This window comes from Cognataquiflexum nitidum, assembly GCF_022538055.1.
In the GTDB taxonomy this organism is placed as follows: domain Bacteria; phylum Bacteroidota; class Bacteroidia; order Cytophagales; family Cyclobacteriaceae; genus Cognataquiflexum; species Cognataquiflexum nitidum.
Map to the genome: position 1 here is coordinate 20,581 of NZ_JAKZAM010000027.1, position 15,771 is coordinate 36,351.

The following is a 15,771-nucleotide window of genomic DNA, read 5'->3' on the forward strand; positions in this document are numbered from 1 at the left end:
CCTTCACATACTCTTCGACAATTATGGCGTTCAGAAAAAACAAAAAACTAAACAACGACTTTTCCAGAGTCACTATTAGTTTGGCCTCTCCAGAATCCATTCTGGATAGTTCACATGGTGAAGTAACGCAGCCCGAAACAATCAACTACAGAACCTACAAGCCTGAAATGGGTGGTTTGTTCTGTGAGAGGATTTTCGGTCCTGTAAAAGACTGGGAATGTCATTGTGGAAAATATAAGCGCATAAGATATAAAGGTATCATCTGTGACAGATGTGGTGTTGAAGTTACTGAAAAGAAAGTAAGAAGAGAGAGAATGGGACACATCGAATTGGTGGTGCCTGTTGCTCACATCTGGTACTTCAAATCCCTGCCAAACAAAATCGGGTACCTATTGGGTCTTCCAACCAAAAAACTGGATCAAATTGTCTATTACGAAAGATATGCGGTCGTTCAAGCTGGTCTAAAGGCTGAAGACGGTGTGCAATATCTTGACTTCTTGACTGAAGACGAGTACCTGGACATCATGGATAAGCTTCCAAAAGAAAACCAGATGCTTGATGATGATGATCCAAATAAATTTATTGCCAAAATGGGTGCCGAAGCAATCGAAATGCTTCTGTCCAGATTGGATTTGGATGACTTGTCCTATAGTTTGAGACATCAAGCAGCTACAGATACTTCTCAGCAGAGAAAAGCTGAAGCCTTGAAAAGACTTAAAGTTGTAGAAGCTTTCAGAGAAGCTAGAACCAGAATCGAGAACCGTCCTGAGTGGATGGTCGTAAGGATGGTCCCTGTTATTCCACCAGAATTGCGTCCATTGGTTCCTTTGGATGGTGGTAGGTTTGCCACTTCTGATTTGAATGACCTTTACAGAAGGGTAATTATCAGAAATAACCGTCTGAAGAGATTGATAGATATCAAAGCCCCTGAAGTCATTTTGAGAAATGAAAAAAGGATGCTTCAAGAAGCTGTCGATTCTTTGTTTGACAATTCAAGAAAAGTAAATGCTGTAAGATCGGATGGCAACCGTGCTTTGAAATCTCTTTCAGATATGTTGAAAGGTAAGCAAGGCCGTTTCCGTCAAAACTTACTCGGTAAAAGGGTTGATTATTCAGGCCGTTCGGTTATTGTCGTTGGACCTGAATTGAAACTTCACGAGTGCGGTCTCCCCAAAAATATGGCTGCTGAGCTTTTCAAACCATTTATCATCAGGAAACTGATCGAAAGAGGTATTGTAAAGACAGTAAAATCTGCCAAGAAAATTGTTGACAGAAAAGATCCTGTAGTATGGGATATCCTTGAAAACGTATTGAAGGGACACCCCGTATTGCTAAACCGTGCTCCAACTTTGCACAGGTTAGGTATACAGGCTTTCCAACCAAAATTGATCGAAGGAAAAGCGATTCAGCTTCACCCACTTGTATGTACTGCATTCAACGCCGATTTTGACGGTGATCAGATGGCTGTTCACGTACCACTTGGACATGAAGCGATATTGGAAGCATCGACTTTGATGCTTTCTTCGCACAACATCCTTAACCCTGCCAATGGAGCACCTATTACGGTTCCCTCCCAAGACATGGTTCTTGGATTGTATTATGTGACCAAAGGAAAGAGATCCACTCCTGAAGAAATTGTCCTTGGAGAGGGTATGACTTTCTATGGAGAAGAAGAGGTAATCATAGCTTTGAATGAAGGTAGAATTTCTCAACATGCATTTATCAAGTGTAAAGTGCATGTAAGGGATGAAAATGGTCAATTGGTTGAAAAAGTCATTGAAACTGTTGCAGGTAGATTGATCTTCAATCAGTTTGTTCCTGAGGTTGTAGGCTTTGTCAATGAGTTGTTGACCAAGAAAAAACTGCAGCAAATCATTTCAGAAGTTGTGAAGATTTGTGGAGTTTCCAGAACAGCACAATTCCTAGATGATATCAAGCACCTTGGATTCCAAATGGCATATGCTGGTGGACTGTCCATGGGATTGAATGATGTTATTATTCCTGCTGAAAAAGATCCTTTGATCGCTAAAGCGAAAGATGAGGTCGATCAGGTTTGGAATAACTACCTCATGGGTCTGATCACAGACAATGAGAGATACAACCAAGTAATTGATATTTGGACCAGAACGAATTCCTTCCTGACCAACATCCTGATGAAACAGATGGAAGAGGATAAGCAAGGATTTAATGCCATCTACATGATGATGCACTCCGGAGCCAGAGGTTCTAGAGAGCAGATCCGTCAGTTGGGTGGTATGAGAGGCTTGATGGCCAAGCCACAGAAAAACCTTCAAGGTTCTGTAGGTGAAATCATCGAAAACCCAATTCTTTCGAACTTCAAAGAAGGTCTTGATGTATTGGAATACTTCATCTCTACTCACGGTGCACGTAAAGGTCTAGCCGATACTGCATTGAAAACTGCGGATGCTGGTTACCTGACAAGAAGATTGGTTGATGTCGCTCAGGACATGATTATATCTGAAGAGGATTGTGGTACTTTGAGAGGCCTGGTTGTTCAGGCTTTGAAAGACAATGACGAAATCGTCGAACCACTTTCTGAAAGAATCCTGGGTCGAGTATCTGTACACGATGTGTATGATGCTGTGACTGAAGAACTTGTTGTTCCTGCAGGAATTGAAATCACTGAAGAAATCGCTAGAAAAGTAGACGAATCTACCATAGAGGAAGTCGAAATCAGGTCAGTACTTACTTGTGAAACCAGAAGAGGTGTCTGTGCAAAATGCTACGGACGTAACCTTGCCACAGGTAGAATGGTACAAAACGGTGAATCTGTCGGTGTAATTGCCGCACAGTCCATCGGTGAACCGGGTACGCAGTTGACGTTGAGAACATTCCACGTAGGTGGTACAGCCTCCAACATTTCCGTTGAAGCAAGCATCACTGCCAAGTTTGAAGGTGTTGTAGAATTTGACGAGGAATTGAGATGGATTGATACTACCACCAAAGAAGGTGAACCAGTATCAATGGTAATGGGTAGATCAGGTGAGATTAAAATCAACGATGCTAAGACCGGAAAAACTTTGGTTTCAAACCACGTGCCATATGGCGCTACTTTGAACGTAAAGGATGGTCAAAAAATCGGCAAAGGAGATGCACTTTGTAAGTGGGATCCATACAATGCCGTAATCCTTTCTGAATTTGACGGAGAGATTGAATTCGACTCCATCATTGAAGGTGTTACTTTCAAAGAAGTGGCCGATGACCAGACGGGTTACAGAGAGAAAGTTATCATTGATACCAAGGATAAAACCAAAAACCCTGCTGTCGTAGTAAACTACGGTTCCGAAGAAAGCAAATCTTACAATATTCCTGTGGGTGCCCACTTGGCAGTAGAAGCTGGTGAAATGGTAAAATCAGGTCAAATCTTAGTGAAAATCCCAAGATCTGTTGGAAAAACCAGAGACATTACCGGTGGTCTTCCAAGAGTTACTGAATTGTTTGAAGCAAGAAATCCTTCCAACCCGGCAGTAGTTTCTGAAATCGATGGTGTGGTAACTTACGGTGGTATCAAAAGAGGTAACCGTGAAATCTTCATCGAATCTAAAGATGGCGTGAAGAAAAGATACATGGTTTCTCTTTCCAAGCATATCCTTGTTCAGGAAAACGACTTTATCCGTGCAGGTGAGGCATTGTCAGACGGAGCTATCACGCCAAGTGATATCCTTTCTATCAAGGGTCCAACAGCAGTACAGGAGTATTTGGTGAATGAAATCCAGGAAGTTTACCGACTTCAAGGTGTAAAAATCAATGACAAGCACATCGAGGTTATTGTAAGCCAGATGATGCAGAAAGTTGAAATCCTTGACGCAGGTGACACAGGATTCCTTCAAAACCAAGTGGTCGACAAATGGGCATTCAGGGAAGAAAACGACAACATTCTGGACAAGAAAGTTGTCATGGATGCGGGAGATTCTTCGACTTTGAAGCCAGGTATGATCATCACTTCAAGAAGACTGAGAGACGAAAACTCAAGCTTGAAGCGTAAGGATTTGAAACTTGTACAGGTAAGAGATGCAGAAACAGCAGTTTCTCAGCCAACCTTGCAAGGTATCACCGCCGCTTCTTTGGGAACTGAAAGTTTTATCTCGGCTGCTTCCTTCCAGGAGACGACCAAGGTATTGAGCGAAGCTGCCATCAGAGGCAAGCGTGATGAGTTGTTGGGCTTGAAAGAAAACGTAATTGTAGGACATTTGATTCCTGCAGGTACCGGACAGAGAGGTTTCGCAGAAATTATCGTTGGTTCTCAGGAGGATTATGACAGACTTTCTGCAGAAAAAGAAAGGTCATTCAACAAATCCAGAGAAACAGTTAAATAGTAATTGATTTATCCAAATATGAAAGGCCTGTATCCCATACAGGCCTTTTTTCATCAAACCAAAATCACCATGGAAGACGGTAAAGGACAAAAACCAATAATCGATCAACAGATCAATGTTGAACTTTCAGAAGAAGTTGCAGAAGGTATTTATAGCAACCTTGCTATGATAGCCCATTCTAATTCAGAGTTTGTGATTGATTTTATCAGGCTGATGCCGGGTGTGCCGAAGGCAAAAGTGAAATCAAGGATCATTATGACCCCTGATCATGCTAAAAGACTTTTGGCTGCTTTAAAAGATAATATCAGTAAATATGAACAGGCTTTCGGAAAAATAGAGGGCGGTTCAGAAGGTCCGAGTTTTCCTTTAAATTTTGGGGGGAACTTTGGCGAAGCTTGACAAAAATATAACAGCTTAATTTTGTTTGTTTTACCTATTTGCATACCTTTGCAGTCCAAAATTCACAAGTTAAAGGAAGAAAAATAAATTTTATCAGTTAATGCCTACTATACAACAGTTAGTAAGAAAAGGTAGAACCACCCTTGAGACCACATCCAAATCGAGAGCTTTGGATTCATGTCCTCAACGGAGAGGTGTTTGTACCAGGGTGTACACTACCACGCCTAAGAAGCCTAACTCAGCGATGAGGAAAGTGGCCAGGGTAAGATTGACGAATGGTAAAGAGGTAAACGCCTACATTCCGGGTGAAGGTCATAATTTGCAAGAACACTCTATCGTATTGATCAGAGGTGGTCGTGTGAAGGATCTTCCAGGTGTACGTTACCACATTATCAGAGGTGCATTGGATACAGCAGGAGTAAAAGACCGTAAGCAAGGTCGCTCCAAGTACGGTGCTAAGAGACCTAAGCCAGGTCAAGCTGCTAAAGGTGCCCCAGCAAAAGGTGCTCCAGCAAAAAAGAAATAATAAAAACTAGTTAAAGAAATGAGAAAAGCGAAACCAAAGAAGAGATATATTCTTCCTGACCCGAAGTTCGGCGACACCTTGGTAACCAAGTTCGTGAACTGTCTGATGGTAGATGGTAAGAAGAGTATTGCTTACAAAATCTTCTACGACGCAGTCGAGAAGGTAGAATCAAAAGTAGGTGAGAACGGTCTTGAGGTTTGGAAAAAAGCGCTTAACAATATAACTCCAGCTGTAGAGGTGAAGAGTCGTAGAGTTGGTGGTGCTACATTCCAGGTTCCAATGGAAGTTAGACCTGAAAGAAAAACGTCCCTAGGTATTAAGTGGATGATCACTTACGCCAGAAAAAGAGGTGAGAAGACAATGATGGACAGACTTGCAGGTGAGATCATTTCTGCTTCAAAAGGCGAAGGTGCTGCAGTGAAGAAGAAGGATGATACACACAGAATGGCTGAAGCAAACAAAGCATTCTCACATTTTAGATTTTAATCAGTAATGGCAAGAGATTTAAAATACACTAGGAACATTGGCATTGCCGCGCATATCGATGCCGGTAAAACAACTACTACAGAACGCATACTCTACTATTCAGGTGTCAGCCACAAAATCGGTGAAGTTCACGATGGGGCGGCTACAATGGACTGGATGGCACAAGAGCAGGAAAGAGGTATCACCATTACTTCCGCTGCGACCACTGTGTTTTGGAATTACAGAAAAAACAAATACCAAGTTAACATTATCGATACTCCGGGCCACGTTGATTTTACCGTAGAGGTAAACCGTTCCTTGAGAGTTTTGGATGGGCTTGTTTTCCTTTTTAGTGCTGTTGATGGTGTTGAGCCTCAATCAGAAACTAACTGGAGACTTGCCGATAACTACAAAGTAGCCCGTATCGGTTTTGTTAACAAAATGGATCGCTCAGGTGCGAACTTTCTTGAAGTGTGTAAGCAGGTCAAAGAAATGTTGGGAAGCTATGCGGTTCCATTACAGCTTCCAATTGGAGCTGAGGATAACTTCAAAGGTGTTGTGGATTTGATCAACAACAGAGGTATTGTTTGGAACGAAGAAGACAAAGGAATGACTTTTACAGAAGTTCCAATCCCAGAGGACATGCTTGAGGAAGTTGCTGAATATAGAGAGCATTTACTTGAAGCAGTGGCTGATTACGATGAGTCATTGATGGAGAAATTTTTCGATGATCCGGATTCAATCACAGAAGCTGAAATTTTGTCTGCTTTGAGAAGAGCTACCATTGATATGAAAATTGTTCCGATGGTTTGTGGTTCTTCATTCAAGAACAAAGGTGTGCAAACCATGCTAGACCTTGTTATGGAATTGCTACCTTCTCCTTTGGATAAAGATGATATTGTGGCTACAGGACTTGATTCTGAAGAGGAAGTTGTCATCAGACCTGACGAAAAAGAACCATTTACAGGATTGGCTTTCAAAATCGCAACTGACCCCTTTGTCGGACGTCTTTGCTTTGTAAGAGCCTATTCAGGTATTTTGGAATCCGGTTCATATATCTTTAATAGCCGTTCAGGAAATAAAGAGAGGATTTCAAGGGTTTTTCAAATGCACGCCAACAAGCAAAACCAAATCGAAAGATTGGTAGCCGGTGATATCGGCGCTGTCGTTGGTTTCAAAGACATCAAAACAGGAGATACTCTTTGCGACGAAAAGCGAAAAGTTGTCCTTGAATCTATGGTGTTCCCAGAACCTGTTATTGGATATGCCATCGAGCCAAAAACTCAGGCAGATGTTGATAAATTGGGTATGGCAATCTCCAAATTGGTAGAAGAAGATCCTACACTTCAGGTAAATACTGATCAAGAAACTGGTCAGACTATCCTAAGAGGTATGGGAGAGCTTCACCTTGAAATCATCATTGACCGACTTAAGAGGGAATTTAAGGTTGAAATCAACCAAGGTGCTCCTCAGGTCGCTTATAAAGAAGCTCTTTTTGGTTCAGTTGAGCACAAAGAAGTTTACAAGAAGCAAACAGGTGGTAAAGGAAAATTTGCCGACATCGTGTTTGAACTTGGCCCTAAGGATGCAGATCCTGTTACAAATGAAATCAAGCCGGGACTTGACTTTGTAAATGGTATAGTTGGTGGTGTGGTTCCAAGAGAATTCATTCCTGCTATCCAAAAAGGATTTGCTGAAGCAATGAAAAACGGACCTTTGGCTGGATATCCAATCGAATCTATGAAGGTTAGGTTATTTCATGGTTCATACCATGATGTTGACTCTGATGCACTTTCATTCGAATTAGCTGCCAGAATAGGATTTAAGGAAGCGGCTAAAAAATGTAAGCCTCAATTACTTGAGCCTATAATGGCTGTAGAAGTGGTTACTCCGGATGAATATACTGGTCCTATTACAGGTGACTTAAACAGAAGAAGGGGAATGATGAAAGGAATGGATACCAAAGGTACCTCTACCGTTATCAAAGCCAATGTTCCTTTGTCCGAGTTGTTTGGTTATGTTACCGACTTGAGAACAAATTCTTCAGGTAGAGCTTCTGCTTCTTTGACATTCTCTCATTATGAGCCGGTGCCAAATAATATTGCAGAGGGTGTGATTGCAAAAGTAAAAGGTGAAAAAGCCTAAATTTTGACAGAAAATGAATCAGAAAATCAGAATAAAATTGAAATCATACGATCATAGCCTGGTGGATAAGTCATCTGAGAAGATCGTAAAGGCGGTAAAAGCAACCGGAGCAATTGTAGTTGGGCCCATTCCTTTGCCTACAAAGAAAGAGAAGTTTACTGTGTTGAAATCGCCACACGTAAATAAGAAAGCGAGAGATCAATACCAGCTTTGTACCTACAAAAGATTGGTTGATATCTACAGTAATAGCTCAAAGACTGTTGACGCATTGATGAAGATAGAACTTCCAAGTGGAGTTGATGTTGAAATCAAAGTCTGACGGACAAAGCACATATTGATGAAAAACCTGTACCTAATTGGTGCGGGTTTTTCTTTTGCCCACTTGAGTTTGAAATTAAATTTGAGTTAAAATCCTGTTTTGCTCATGTCGCTCAATTTATTTTCGTAAATAATTGAAAATATTAAAGTTCGGGTTTGTAAGCTGGGGGAAAAACCCTAACTTTGCAGTCCTTAAAAAAGCGCCTAAGTACTTAAATGCTTAGGTTTAAAGATTATTATACAACGGAAGATGTCTGGAATAATAGGTAAAAAAGTAGGAATGACTAGCATTTTCAGTGCCGATGGACGAAACGTCGCATGCACGCTAATAGAAGCTGGTCCTTGCGTAGTGACGCAAGTAAAAAATGTAGAAACAGACGGGTACAACGCTGTTCAATTGGCATATGGTGAGCGTAAAGAAAAAAATACGCCGAAACCGTTGATGGGCCACTTCAAAAAGGCTGGCACAACGCCAAAACAGAAAGTTGTAGAATTCAGAGACTTCAGAGTAGAATTTGAAGGTCAGGTTGATCTTGGCAAGACTGTTAAAGCAGACGAAGTGTTCATTGAAGGTGACTTTATTGATGCTATCGGTACTTCCAAAGGTAAAGGTTTCCAAGGTGTGGTTAAGCGTCATGGTTTTGCTGGTGTTGGTGGTCAAACCCACGGTCAGCATAACAGGGCAAGACATCCTGGTTCAATTGGTGCTTGTTCTTGGCCATCCAGAGTATTCAAAGGAATGAGAATGGCTGGTAGAACTGGAGGAGATAGAGTAAAGGTGATCAATTTGAGAGTCCTTAGAATCTATCCTGAAAAGAATCTATTACTTGTAAGCGGTTCTGTCCCAGGTCCAAAAAATTCTTTCGTTATTCTAGAGAAGTAAGAAAATGGAATTAGCAGTATTAAAATATAACGGTGAAGACACAGGTAGGAAAGTCAATCTTTCTGATGATATTTTCGCAATCGAACCTAACGATCACGCGATTTACCTGGACGTAAAGCAATATTTGGCAAACCAAAGACAAGGTACACATAAAGCCAAACAAAGGAATGAAATTGCAGGATCTACCAAGAAGATCAAGAAGCAAAAAGGTACCGGCGGTGCTAGGGCTGGTTCTATCAAATCCCCTTTATTTAGAGGTGGAGGTAGAGTTTTCGGTCCGGTTCCAAGGGATTATTCCTTCAAGCTGAATAAAAAATTGAAGCAATTAGCCAGAAAGTCTGCATTGTCATACAAAGCAAAAGAGAATAGCGTAATGGTTCTGGAAAACTTCAGTTTTGAGGCTCCAAAAACCAAAAATTATATCGCTATGTTGAATGGACTTTCTTTGTCAGATAAGAAAACATTATTGGTCCTTCCTGAAGTAAACAAGAATGTTTATTTGTCAAGCAGAAACTTGAAAAAGGCAAAGGTTGTCACTGTAGACAGTGTAAACACTTACGAATTGTTAAATGCTGACAATTTGGTTTTGTGCGAAGGTTCAGTAAGTATGTTAGAAACCCTTTTATTGAAGTAAGAAGATGGCAACACTTAAAAAACCTTTGATTACCGAGAAGATTTCAGCAATGAATGAACGTGGTGTTTACGGATTTGCAGTAGAAAAAACTGCTACTAAGCCTGAAATCAAAAGAGCCGTAGAAAAAATGTATGGTGTAAAAGTTTTGGATGTCCGTACCATGAGGTATGCAGGCAAACCGAAAACCCGATATACCAAAACAAAAATCGTTTCTGGCTTTAGCGCAGCTTATAAAAAAGCGATCGTGAAAGTGGCGGAAGGTGAAATAATTGATTTTTACGGAGAAATTTAATTGAATCAGAATCATGGCAGTTAGAAAATTAAAACCTGTAACACCAGGAACCAGATTCAGAGTAGCACCGGCATTTGATGAGATCACTACATCAAAGCCTGAGAAATCTCTTTTGGCTCCGAAACCAAAGTCAGGTGGTAGAAATAACACTGGTAAGATGACCAACAGATATATCGGTGGTGGTCATAAGCAAAGACTTAGAATTATTGATTTCAAAAGAAACAAATTCGGTGTAGTGGCTGAAGTAGTTTCTGTAGAATATGATCCTAACAGAACCGCTCGTATTGCTCTACTGCAATATGAGGATGGAGAAAAATCATACATCATCGCTCCTAACGGAATTAAGGTTGGTCAGAAAATTATTTCTGGTGAAACCGTAGCGCCTGAGATTGGGAATGCTATGCACCTTGTTAACGTTCCTTTGGGTACTATTGTCCACAACATTGAACTAAAACCGGGTAAAGGTGGTGCTATGGCACGAAGTGCAGGTGGTTATGGGCAGGTGGTAGCAAGGGATGGTAAATATGTTACCATTAAATTGCCTTCAGGAGAAATGAGACTTGTTCTCGGAACCTGTATGGCTACTGTTGGTACTGTTTCCAACGCTGACCATATGAATGTGGTGCTTGGCAAAGCTGGTAGAAACCGTTGGTTAGGAAGAAGGCCAAGAACAAGAGGGGTTGCAATGAACCCTGTAGATCACCCTATGGGAGGTGGTGAAGGTAGATCTTCAGGAGGTCACCCTAGGTCAAGGAAAGGTTTGCTTGCTAAAGGCAAGAAAACCAGAAGTCCTAAAAAGTATTCTAACAAATTCATTATCAGCAAAAGAACCAAATAGATATGGCACGTTCATTAAAAAAAGGTCCTTATATAGAGCACCACTTATTGAAGAAAGTGGATGTAATGAACGAGACCGGGAAAAAATCTGTAATCAAGACTTGGTCAAGAAGATCAATGATTTCTCCGGATTTCGTGGGCCATACATTCGCTGTGCATAACGGCAATAAGTTTATACCTGTATTTGTAACAGACAACATGGTAGGACATAAACTTGGAGAATTTGCACCTACTAGGAACTTTAGAGGTCACATTGCCAAGAAAGATAAAGGAAAGAGATAATCATGGAAGCAATAGCAAGATTAAACAACGTTCCTACTTCTCCTCGCAAAATGCGATTGGTAGCTGATCTCGTAAGAGGTAAAAGAGTAGGTCAGGCATTAAGCATTTTGAAGTTCACTCCTAACAGTGGAGCCGCAAAACTTGAAAAACTCCTGCTTTCTGCTATAGCCAACTGGCAGGCGAAAAATCCTGATGAGAAGATTGAAGAAGCAGATTTGTTTCTAAAAACAATCTTCGTAGATGAAGGCCGGATGCTTAAAAGACTCAGACCTGCACCTCAGGGAAGAGCCCACAGAATCCGCAAAAGATCAAATCATGTAACTTTGATTGTAGATTCCTACAGTTCAAATGTTACCGCTGATAATGTAGAAACAACTGAAAAATCTAATTAAAATCAGACTATGGGACAAAAGATAAACCCAATTGGTTTTAGACTCGGTGTAATCAAAGGTTGGGATTCCAACTGGTATGGCGGAAAAGATTTCGCTGAAAAGCTGTATGAAGATCAGCAAATCAGGAAATATGTAAACGCTAGGATTCCAAAAGGAGGAATATCAAAAGTTGTCATCGAGAGAACTTTGAAGAGAATCACTCTTACCATCCACACAGCCCGGCCAGGTGTTGTTATTGGAAAAGGTGGAGCCGAAGTTGACAAGCTTAAAGAGGAATTGAAAAAATTGACCAACAAAGATGTTCAAATTAACATTTTTGAAATTAAGCGTCCTGAATTGGATGCGAAGTTGGTCGGTGAATCAATCGCACAACAACTTCAAGCACGTATTTCTTTTAGAAGGGCAATGAAGCAATCCATTGCAGCTACTATGAGAGTCGGTGCTGAAGGTATAAAAGTAAAACTTTCAGGTAGATTGGGAGGAGCCGAAATGGCCAGATCTGAGATGTATAAGGAAGGAAGAATTCCTTTGCATACACTAAGAGCTGACATCGACTATGCTGTTTCTGAGGCAAATACTGTTTATGGTATCATCGGTATTAAGGTTTGGATTTTCAAAGGTGAAGTTTATGGAAAAAGAGATTTATCTCCTAACGTAGGTGCAGCCAGTGAGCCAAAGACTAATGCTTCTGCTGCAGCAAGAGGAAAGCGAAGAGAAGGTGGTCCAAAAAGAAGAAAGAGAAATAACTAATTTTCACCCATAAGTGAGAAATCATGTTACAGCCGAAAAGAACGAAATTTAGAAAAATGCATAAGGGTAGAGTCAAAGGACTTGCTCAAAGAGGTCACGAACTTTCTTTTGGCAACTTTGGCATCAAATCCCTTGAGCCAGGATGGATAACCTCCCGTCAGATTGAGGCAGCCCGTATTGCCATGACGAGAGCTATGAAAAGAGAAGGTCAGGTTTGGATCAGGATTTTTCCTGACAAGCCTATTACCAAGAAGCCTGCAGAGGTTCGAATGGGTAAGGGTAAAGGAGCTCCTGAATATTGGGTAGCAGTCATAAAGCCTGGTACTATCCTTTTCGAAGCAACAGGTGTCACCCTTGAAGTTGCCAATGAAGCTTTGAGATTGGCACAACAGAAACTTCCAGTAAGTACAAGATTCGTAGTACGTAGAGATTACGTTGGATAAAAGAAACTATGAAAAACGCAGAAATAAGATCACTTTCCGAAAGTGAAATAATGGAACGCATAGCCTCTGAGCAGACCAATTTATCAAAATTGAGTTTTGCGCATGCTATCTCTCCAATTGAAAATCCCAATAAAATAAAGGAATCAAGGAAATTAATCGCGAGATTAAAAACAACCTTGAAGGCAAAACAACTAGCTAAATAATACAAATATGGCTACTGCTGAGAGAAATCTTCGTAAAGAAAGAACAGGTAAGGTAGTGAGCAACAAGATGGATAAATCCATCACTGTTGCCGTAGAAAGGAAAGTTAAGCATTCCATCTACGGCAAGTTTGTTGCGAAGACTACAAAATTTATGGTTCATGACGAGAAAAATGAGGCTAATGAGGGCGATACAGTCCGAATCAGCGAAACTCGTCCGCTGAGTAAGAATAAGCGTTGGAGATTGGTTGAAATAATAGAAAGGGCTAAGTAATCATGATACAACAAGAATCCAGACTAGGTGTAGCGGATAATTCAGGTGCCAAAGAGGTACTTGTAATCCGTGTTTTGGGAGGTACCAAAAAGAGGTATGCGACCATCGGTGATAAAGTTGTCGTAACTGTTAAATCTGCGCTCTCTTCCAGCAATATGAAAAAAGGTACCGTTTCAAAAGCGGTTATCGTGAGAACGAAGAAAGAAATCAGAAGGAAAGACGGCTCATATATCAGATTTGAAGATAATGCAGCTGTTCTTTTAAACAACAATGATGAGCCAAGAGGTACCCGTATTTTCGGTCCTGTTGCCAGAGAGTTGAGAGAGAAGCAATTTATGAAGATTGTGTCCTTAGCCCCAGAAGTATTGTAATCATGGAAAGAAAATTCAACAAACAACCAAAATTGCATGTCAAGACCGGGGATACCGTCAAGGTATTGTCAGGCGATGATAAAGGCAAATCAGGTAAAATACTTTCTGTCGATCCTACCAAAAGAAGAGCGATAGTAGAAGGTATTAATATGGTGACCAAGCACGTTAAGCCAACCGCTTCAAATCCTCAGGGAGGAATTGAGAAAAAAGAGGCTTCCCTACATCTGAGTAAACTTATGCTGATAGACCCAAAAACGGGAGAAGCTACCAGGACAGGAAGAAAAGAAAATGAAAAAGGTAAACTAGTTAGGTATTCTAAGAAAACTGGGGAGGTGATCAATGGCTAATCCAAGAGTAAAAGATAGATATATGGCTGAGATTGTTCCTGCAATGAAGGAAAAATTTCAGTACAGTTCAGTAATGGAGGTCCCGAAATTGACCAAAATTGTGATCAACAAAGGTATAGGTGCTGCTGTAGCTGATAAAAAGCTTGTAGACCAAGGTGTTGAAGAACTCTCCTTGATAGCAGGACAGAAGGCAGTAGCAACAAAAGCAAAGACTTCTGTATCGAACTTTAAGTTGAGAGAAGGAATGCCTATCGGTGCTAAAGTAACCTTAAGAGGTAACAGGATGTACGAATTCCTTGATCGTCTTATGACTATTGCCCTTCCTAGGGTGAGGGACTTCAAAGGTGTCAATGATAAGGGGTTTGATGGAAGAGGAAATTACACTTTGGGTGTGACTGAGCAGATTATTTTCCCTGAAATTAGCATTGAAAAAGTGAACAAAATTTCAGGTATGGATATCACTTTTGTGACCTCTGCCAAAACAGATGAAGAAAGCTTTGCATTGTTGAAAGCTTTCGGTATGCCTTTTATAAACAAAAATAATTAAGAAATATCATGGCAAGAGAGTCACTTAAAGCTCGTGAACGTAAAAGAGAAAGCCTTGTAGCGAAATATGCTAAAAAACGCGCTCTTTTGAAAGCAGCCGGAGATTTTGCAGGGTTGGATAAATTACCTAAAAATTCATCAGCTGTTAGACTACATAACAGATGTAAATTGACAGGTCGTCCAAAAGGGTACATGAGGAAGTTTGGAATCAACAGGGTAACCTTTAGAGAAATGGCTTCCGCAGGAAAAATCCCTGGAATTACTAAGTCTAGCTGGTAAAATTCAAACAAGAGTTTTTATTCTAAAAATCATTGTGTAACTTTGCACTCCCTTAGCGGGAAAGTGCAGTTAGACTTATATAATTATGACTGATCCAATAGCTGATTATCTGACAAGATTGAGAAACGCCATCAAGGCGACTCATAGAATCGTTGAGATGCCTGCTTCTAACATAAAGAAGGAGATCACGAAGGTGCTTCATGATAAAGGTTATATTCAAAACTATAAATTTGAAGAGAACGGCCCTCAAGGGGTTATCAAAATAGCTTTGAAATATAATCCTTCAACAAAGCAAAATGCCATCGTTAGCCTGAGTAGAGTTAGTAAGCCGGGTCTTAGAAAATATGTAAAACATGAAGATCTTCCAAGAGTCATCAATGGCCTGGGAATCGCTATCCTTTCTACTTCTAAGGGTGTAATGACCGATAAAGAAGCTCGCACTGAAGGTGTGGGAGGAGAAGTACTTTGCTACGTTTATTAATATACCGTCATGTCTAGAATAGGTAAAAAACCAATAAATATACCAGCGGGTGTTACTGTAGACGTAACTGCAATCAATGCAGTTACTGTTAAAGGTCCCAAAGGTACTCTAAGTAGGGATGTGAATCCCGACATTGCTGTGAAGGTTGAGGGTAAAGAAATTATCCTCGAAAGGCCCACAGATTCTAAAAGACATAAGTCTCTCCACGGACTTTATAGGTCTCTTATCAACAATATGGTAGTTGGCGTATCTGAAGGATACAAAAAGGACCTAGAACTTGTTGGGGTGGGTTATAAGGCGTCTAATCAAGGTCAAGTTTTAGAGCTTTCTCTTGGCTATTCACACAATATCTTTTTTGCGCTTCCTGAGTCCGTTTCCTTAAAAACTGAAACTCCCAAAGGAAAAAACCCACTAATTACCTTAGAGGGTATAGATAAGGAACTTGTGGGGCAAATAGCTGCAAAAATCAAGTCCTTGCGTAAAGTTGAGCCTTATAAAGGTAAAGGTGTACGCTTTGTCGGTGAAATTGTTAGACGTAAGGCTGGTAAAACTGCCGGTAAAAAATAATTA

At 40.6% G+C, this 15,771-nt stretch carries 22 protein-coding genes; all 22 read left to right on the plus strand.

Annotated elements, in window-relative coordinates:
* Positions 1-23 precede the first annotated feature (23 nt).
* The 22 genes from rpoC (at position 24) to rplF (ending at position 15,768) form a co-directional block, all read left to right on the plus strand.
* On the plus strand, positions 24-4,337 hold the full coding sequence (gene rpoC, locus MMU07_RS16565; RefSeq protein WP_241127423.1) for a DNA-directed RNA polymerase subunit beta': 4,314 nt from the start codon (positions 24-26) through the stop codon (positions 4,335-4,337).
* A gap of 69 nt (positions 4,338-4,406) precedes the next feature.
* A complete protein-coding gene (locus MMU07_RS16570) occupies positions 4,407-4,736 on the plus strand; it encodes a DUF3467 domain-containing protein (RefSeq protein ID WP_241127424.1) in 330 nt (109 codons plus the stop codon).
* Positions 4,737-4,836: 100 nt separating this feature from the next.
* Positions 4,837-5,262 (plus strand): 30S ribosomal protein S12, encoded by a 426-nt coding sequence (rpsL, locus tag MMU07_RS16575; RefSeq protein ID WP_113924099.1) that lies wholly within the window; start codon positions 4,837-4,839, stop codon positions 5,260-5,262.
* An 18-nt stretch (positions 5,263-5,280) separates the two neighbouring features.
* Positions 5,281-5,748: a 30S ribosomal protein S7 gene (gene rpsG / locus MMU07_RS16580; RefSeq protein WP_113924100.1), complete on the plus strand. Its 468-nt coding sequence runs from the start codon at positions 5,281-5,283 to the stop codon at positions 5,746-5,748.
* A gap of 6 nt (positions 5,749-5,754) precedes the next feature.
* Entirely contained in the window at positions 5,755-7,872 is a 2,118-nt protein-coding gene (gene fusA, locus MMU07_RS16585) for an elongation factor G (protein WP_241127425.1), read from the plus strand.
* Between the two features lie 13 nt (positions 7,873-7,885).
* A complete protein-coding gene (gene rpsJ / locus MMU07_RS16590; RefSeq protein WP_009183381.1) occupies positions 7,886-8,191 on the plus strand; it encodes a 30S ribosomal protein S10 in 306 nt (101 codons plus the stop codon).
* A 249-nt stretch (positions 8,192-8,440) separates the two neighbouring features.
* On the plus strand, positions 8,441-9,073 hold the full coding sequence (rplC, locus tag MMU07_RS16595) for a 50S ribosomal protein L3 (protein ID WP_241127426.1): 633 nt from the start codon (positions 8,441-8,443) through the stop codon (positions 9,071-9,073).
* Positions 9,074-9,077: 4 nt separating this feature from the next.
* Positions 9,078-9,707 carry a 50S ribosomal protein L4 gene (gene rplD / locus MMU07_RS16600; RefSeq protein WP_241127427.1) on the plus strand — a complete coding sequence of 210 codons (630 nt, stop codon included), beginning with the start codon at positions 9,078-9,080 and terminating at the stop codon, positions 9,705-9,707.
* 4 nt (positions 9,708-9,711) lie between these two features.
* Complete coding sequence (gene rplW, locus MMU07_RS16605) at positions 9,712-9,999, plus strand: 50S ribosomal protein L23 (RefSeq protein ID WP_241127428.1); 288 nt, start codon at positions 9,712-9,714, stop codon at positions 9,997-9,999.
* A gap of 13 nt (positions 10,000-10,012) precedes the next feature.
* The gene (gene rplB / locus MMU07_RS16610; RefSeq protein WP_241127429.1) at positions 10,013-10,837 is read left to right on the plus strand and encodes a 50S ribosomal protein L2; all 825 of its coding nucleotides are present in this window, start codon (positions 10,013-10,015) and stop codon (positions 10,835-10,837) included.
* A gap of 2 nt (positions 10,838-10,839) precedes the next feature.
* Positions 10,840-11,118 carry a 30S ribosomal protein S19 gene (gene rpsS / locus MMU07_RS16615; RefSeq protein WP_113924105.1) on the plus strand — a complete coding sequence of 93 codons (279 nt, stop codon included), beginning with the start codon at positions 10,840-10,842 and terminating at the stop codon, positions 11,116-11,118.
* A gap of 2 nt (positions 11,119-11,120) precedes the next feature.
* Positions 11,121-11,510 (plus strand): 50S ribosomal protein L22, encoded by a 390-nt coding sequence (gene rplV / locus MMU07_RS16620; RefSeq protein ID WP_241127430.1) that lies wholly within the window; start codon positions 11,121-11,123, stop codon positions 11,508-11,510.
* 9 nt (positions 11,511-11,519) lie between these two features.
* Positions 11,520-12,260 carry a 30S ribosomal protein S3 gene (rpsC, locus tag MMU07_RS16625; protein ID WP_241127431.1) on the plus strand — a complete coding sequence of 247 codons (741 nt, stop codon included), beginning with the start codon at positions 11,520-11,522 and terminating at the stop codon, positions 12,258-12,260.
* A 23-nt stretch (positions 12,261-12,283) separates the two neighbouring features.
* Entirely contained in the window at positions 12,284-12,703 is a 420-nt protein-coding gene (gene rplP, locus MMU07_RS16630) for a 50S ribosomal protein L16 (RefSeq protein WP_113924108.1), read from the plus strand.
* Between the two features lie 8 nt (positions 12,704-12,711).
* Positions 12,712-12,906 (plus strand): 50S ribosomal protein L29, encoded by a 195-nt coding sequence (gene rpmC, locus MMU07_RS16635; protein ID WP_241127432.1) that lies wholly within the window; start codon positions 12,712-12,714, stop codon positions 12,904-12,906.
* 7 nt (positions 12,907-12,913) lie between these two features.
* Positions 12,914-13,177, plus strand: a complete 264-nt coding sequence (gene rpsQ, locus MMU07_RS16640; RefSeq protein WP_241127433.1) for a 30S ribosomal protein S17 — start codon at positions 12,914-12,916, stop codon at positions 13,175-13,177.
* Between the two features lie 2 nt (positions 13,178-13,179).
* Positions 13,180-13,548 (plus strand): 50S ribosomal protein L14, encoded by a 369-nt coding sequence (rplN, locus tag MMU07_RS16645; RefSeq protein WP_241127434.1) that lies wholly within the window; start codon positions 13,180-13,182, stop codon positions 13,546-13,548.
* Positions 13,549-13,550: 2 nt separating this feature from the next.
* Positions 13,551-13,895, plus strand: a complete 345-nt coding sequence (gene rplX / locus MMU07_RS16650) for a 50S ribosomal protein L24 (RefSeq protein WP_241127436.1) — start codon at positions 13,551-13,553, stop codon at positions 13,893-13,895.
* A complete protein-coding gene (rplE, locus tag MMU07_RS16655; protein WP_241127438.1) occupies positions 13,888-14,442 on the plus strand; it encodes a 50S ribosomal protein L5 in 555 nt (184 codons plus the stop codon). Before rplX ends, rplE begins: the two co-directional genes overlap by 8 nt.
* 8 nt (positions 14,443-14,450) lie before the next feature.
* The gene (rpsN, locus tag MMU07_RS16660) at positions 14,451-14,720 is read left to right on the plus strand and encodes a 30S ribosomal protein S14 (protein ID WP_241127440.1); all 270 of its coding nucleotides are present in this window, start codon (positions 14,451-14,453) and stop codon (positions 14,718-14,720) included.
* 85 nt (positions 14,721-14,805) lie between these two features.
* The gene (gene rpsH / locus MMU07_RS16665; RefSeq protein ID WP_241127442.1) at positions 14,806-15,201 is read left to right on the plus strand and encodes a 30S ribosomal protein S8; all 396 of its coding nucleotides are present in this window, start codon (positions 14,806-14,808) and stop codon (positions 15,199-15,201) included.
* Between the two features lie 9 nt (positions 15,202-15,210).
* Complete coding sequence (rplF, locus tag MMU07_RS16670) at positions 15,211-15,768, plus strand: 50S ribosomal protein L6 (protein WP_241127444.1); 558 nt, start codon at positions 15,211-15,213, stop codon at positions 15,766-15,768.
* The last annotated feature ends 3 nt before the right edge of the window (positions 15,769-15,771 follow it).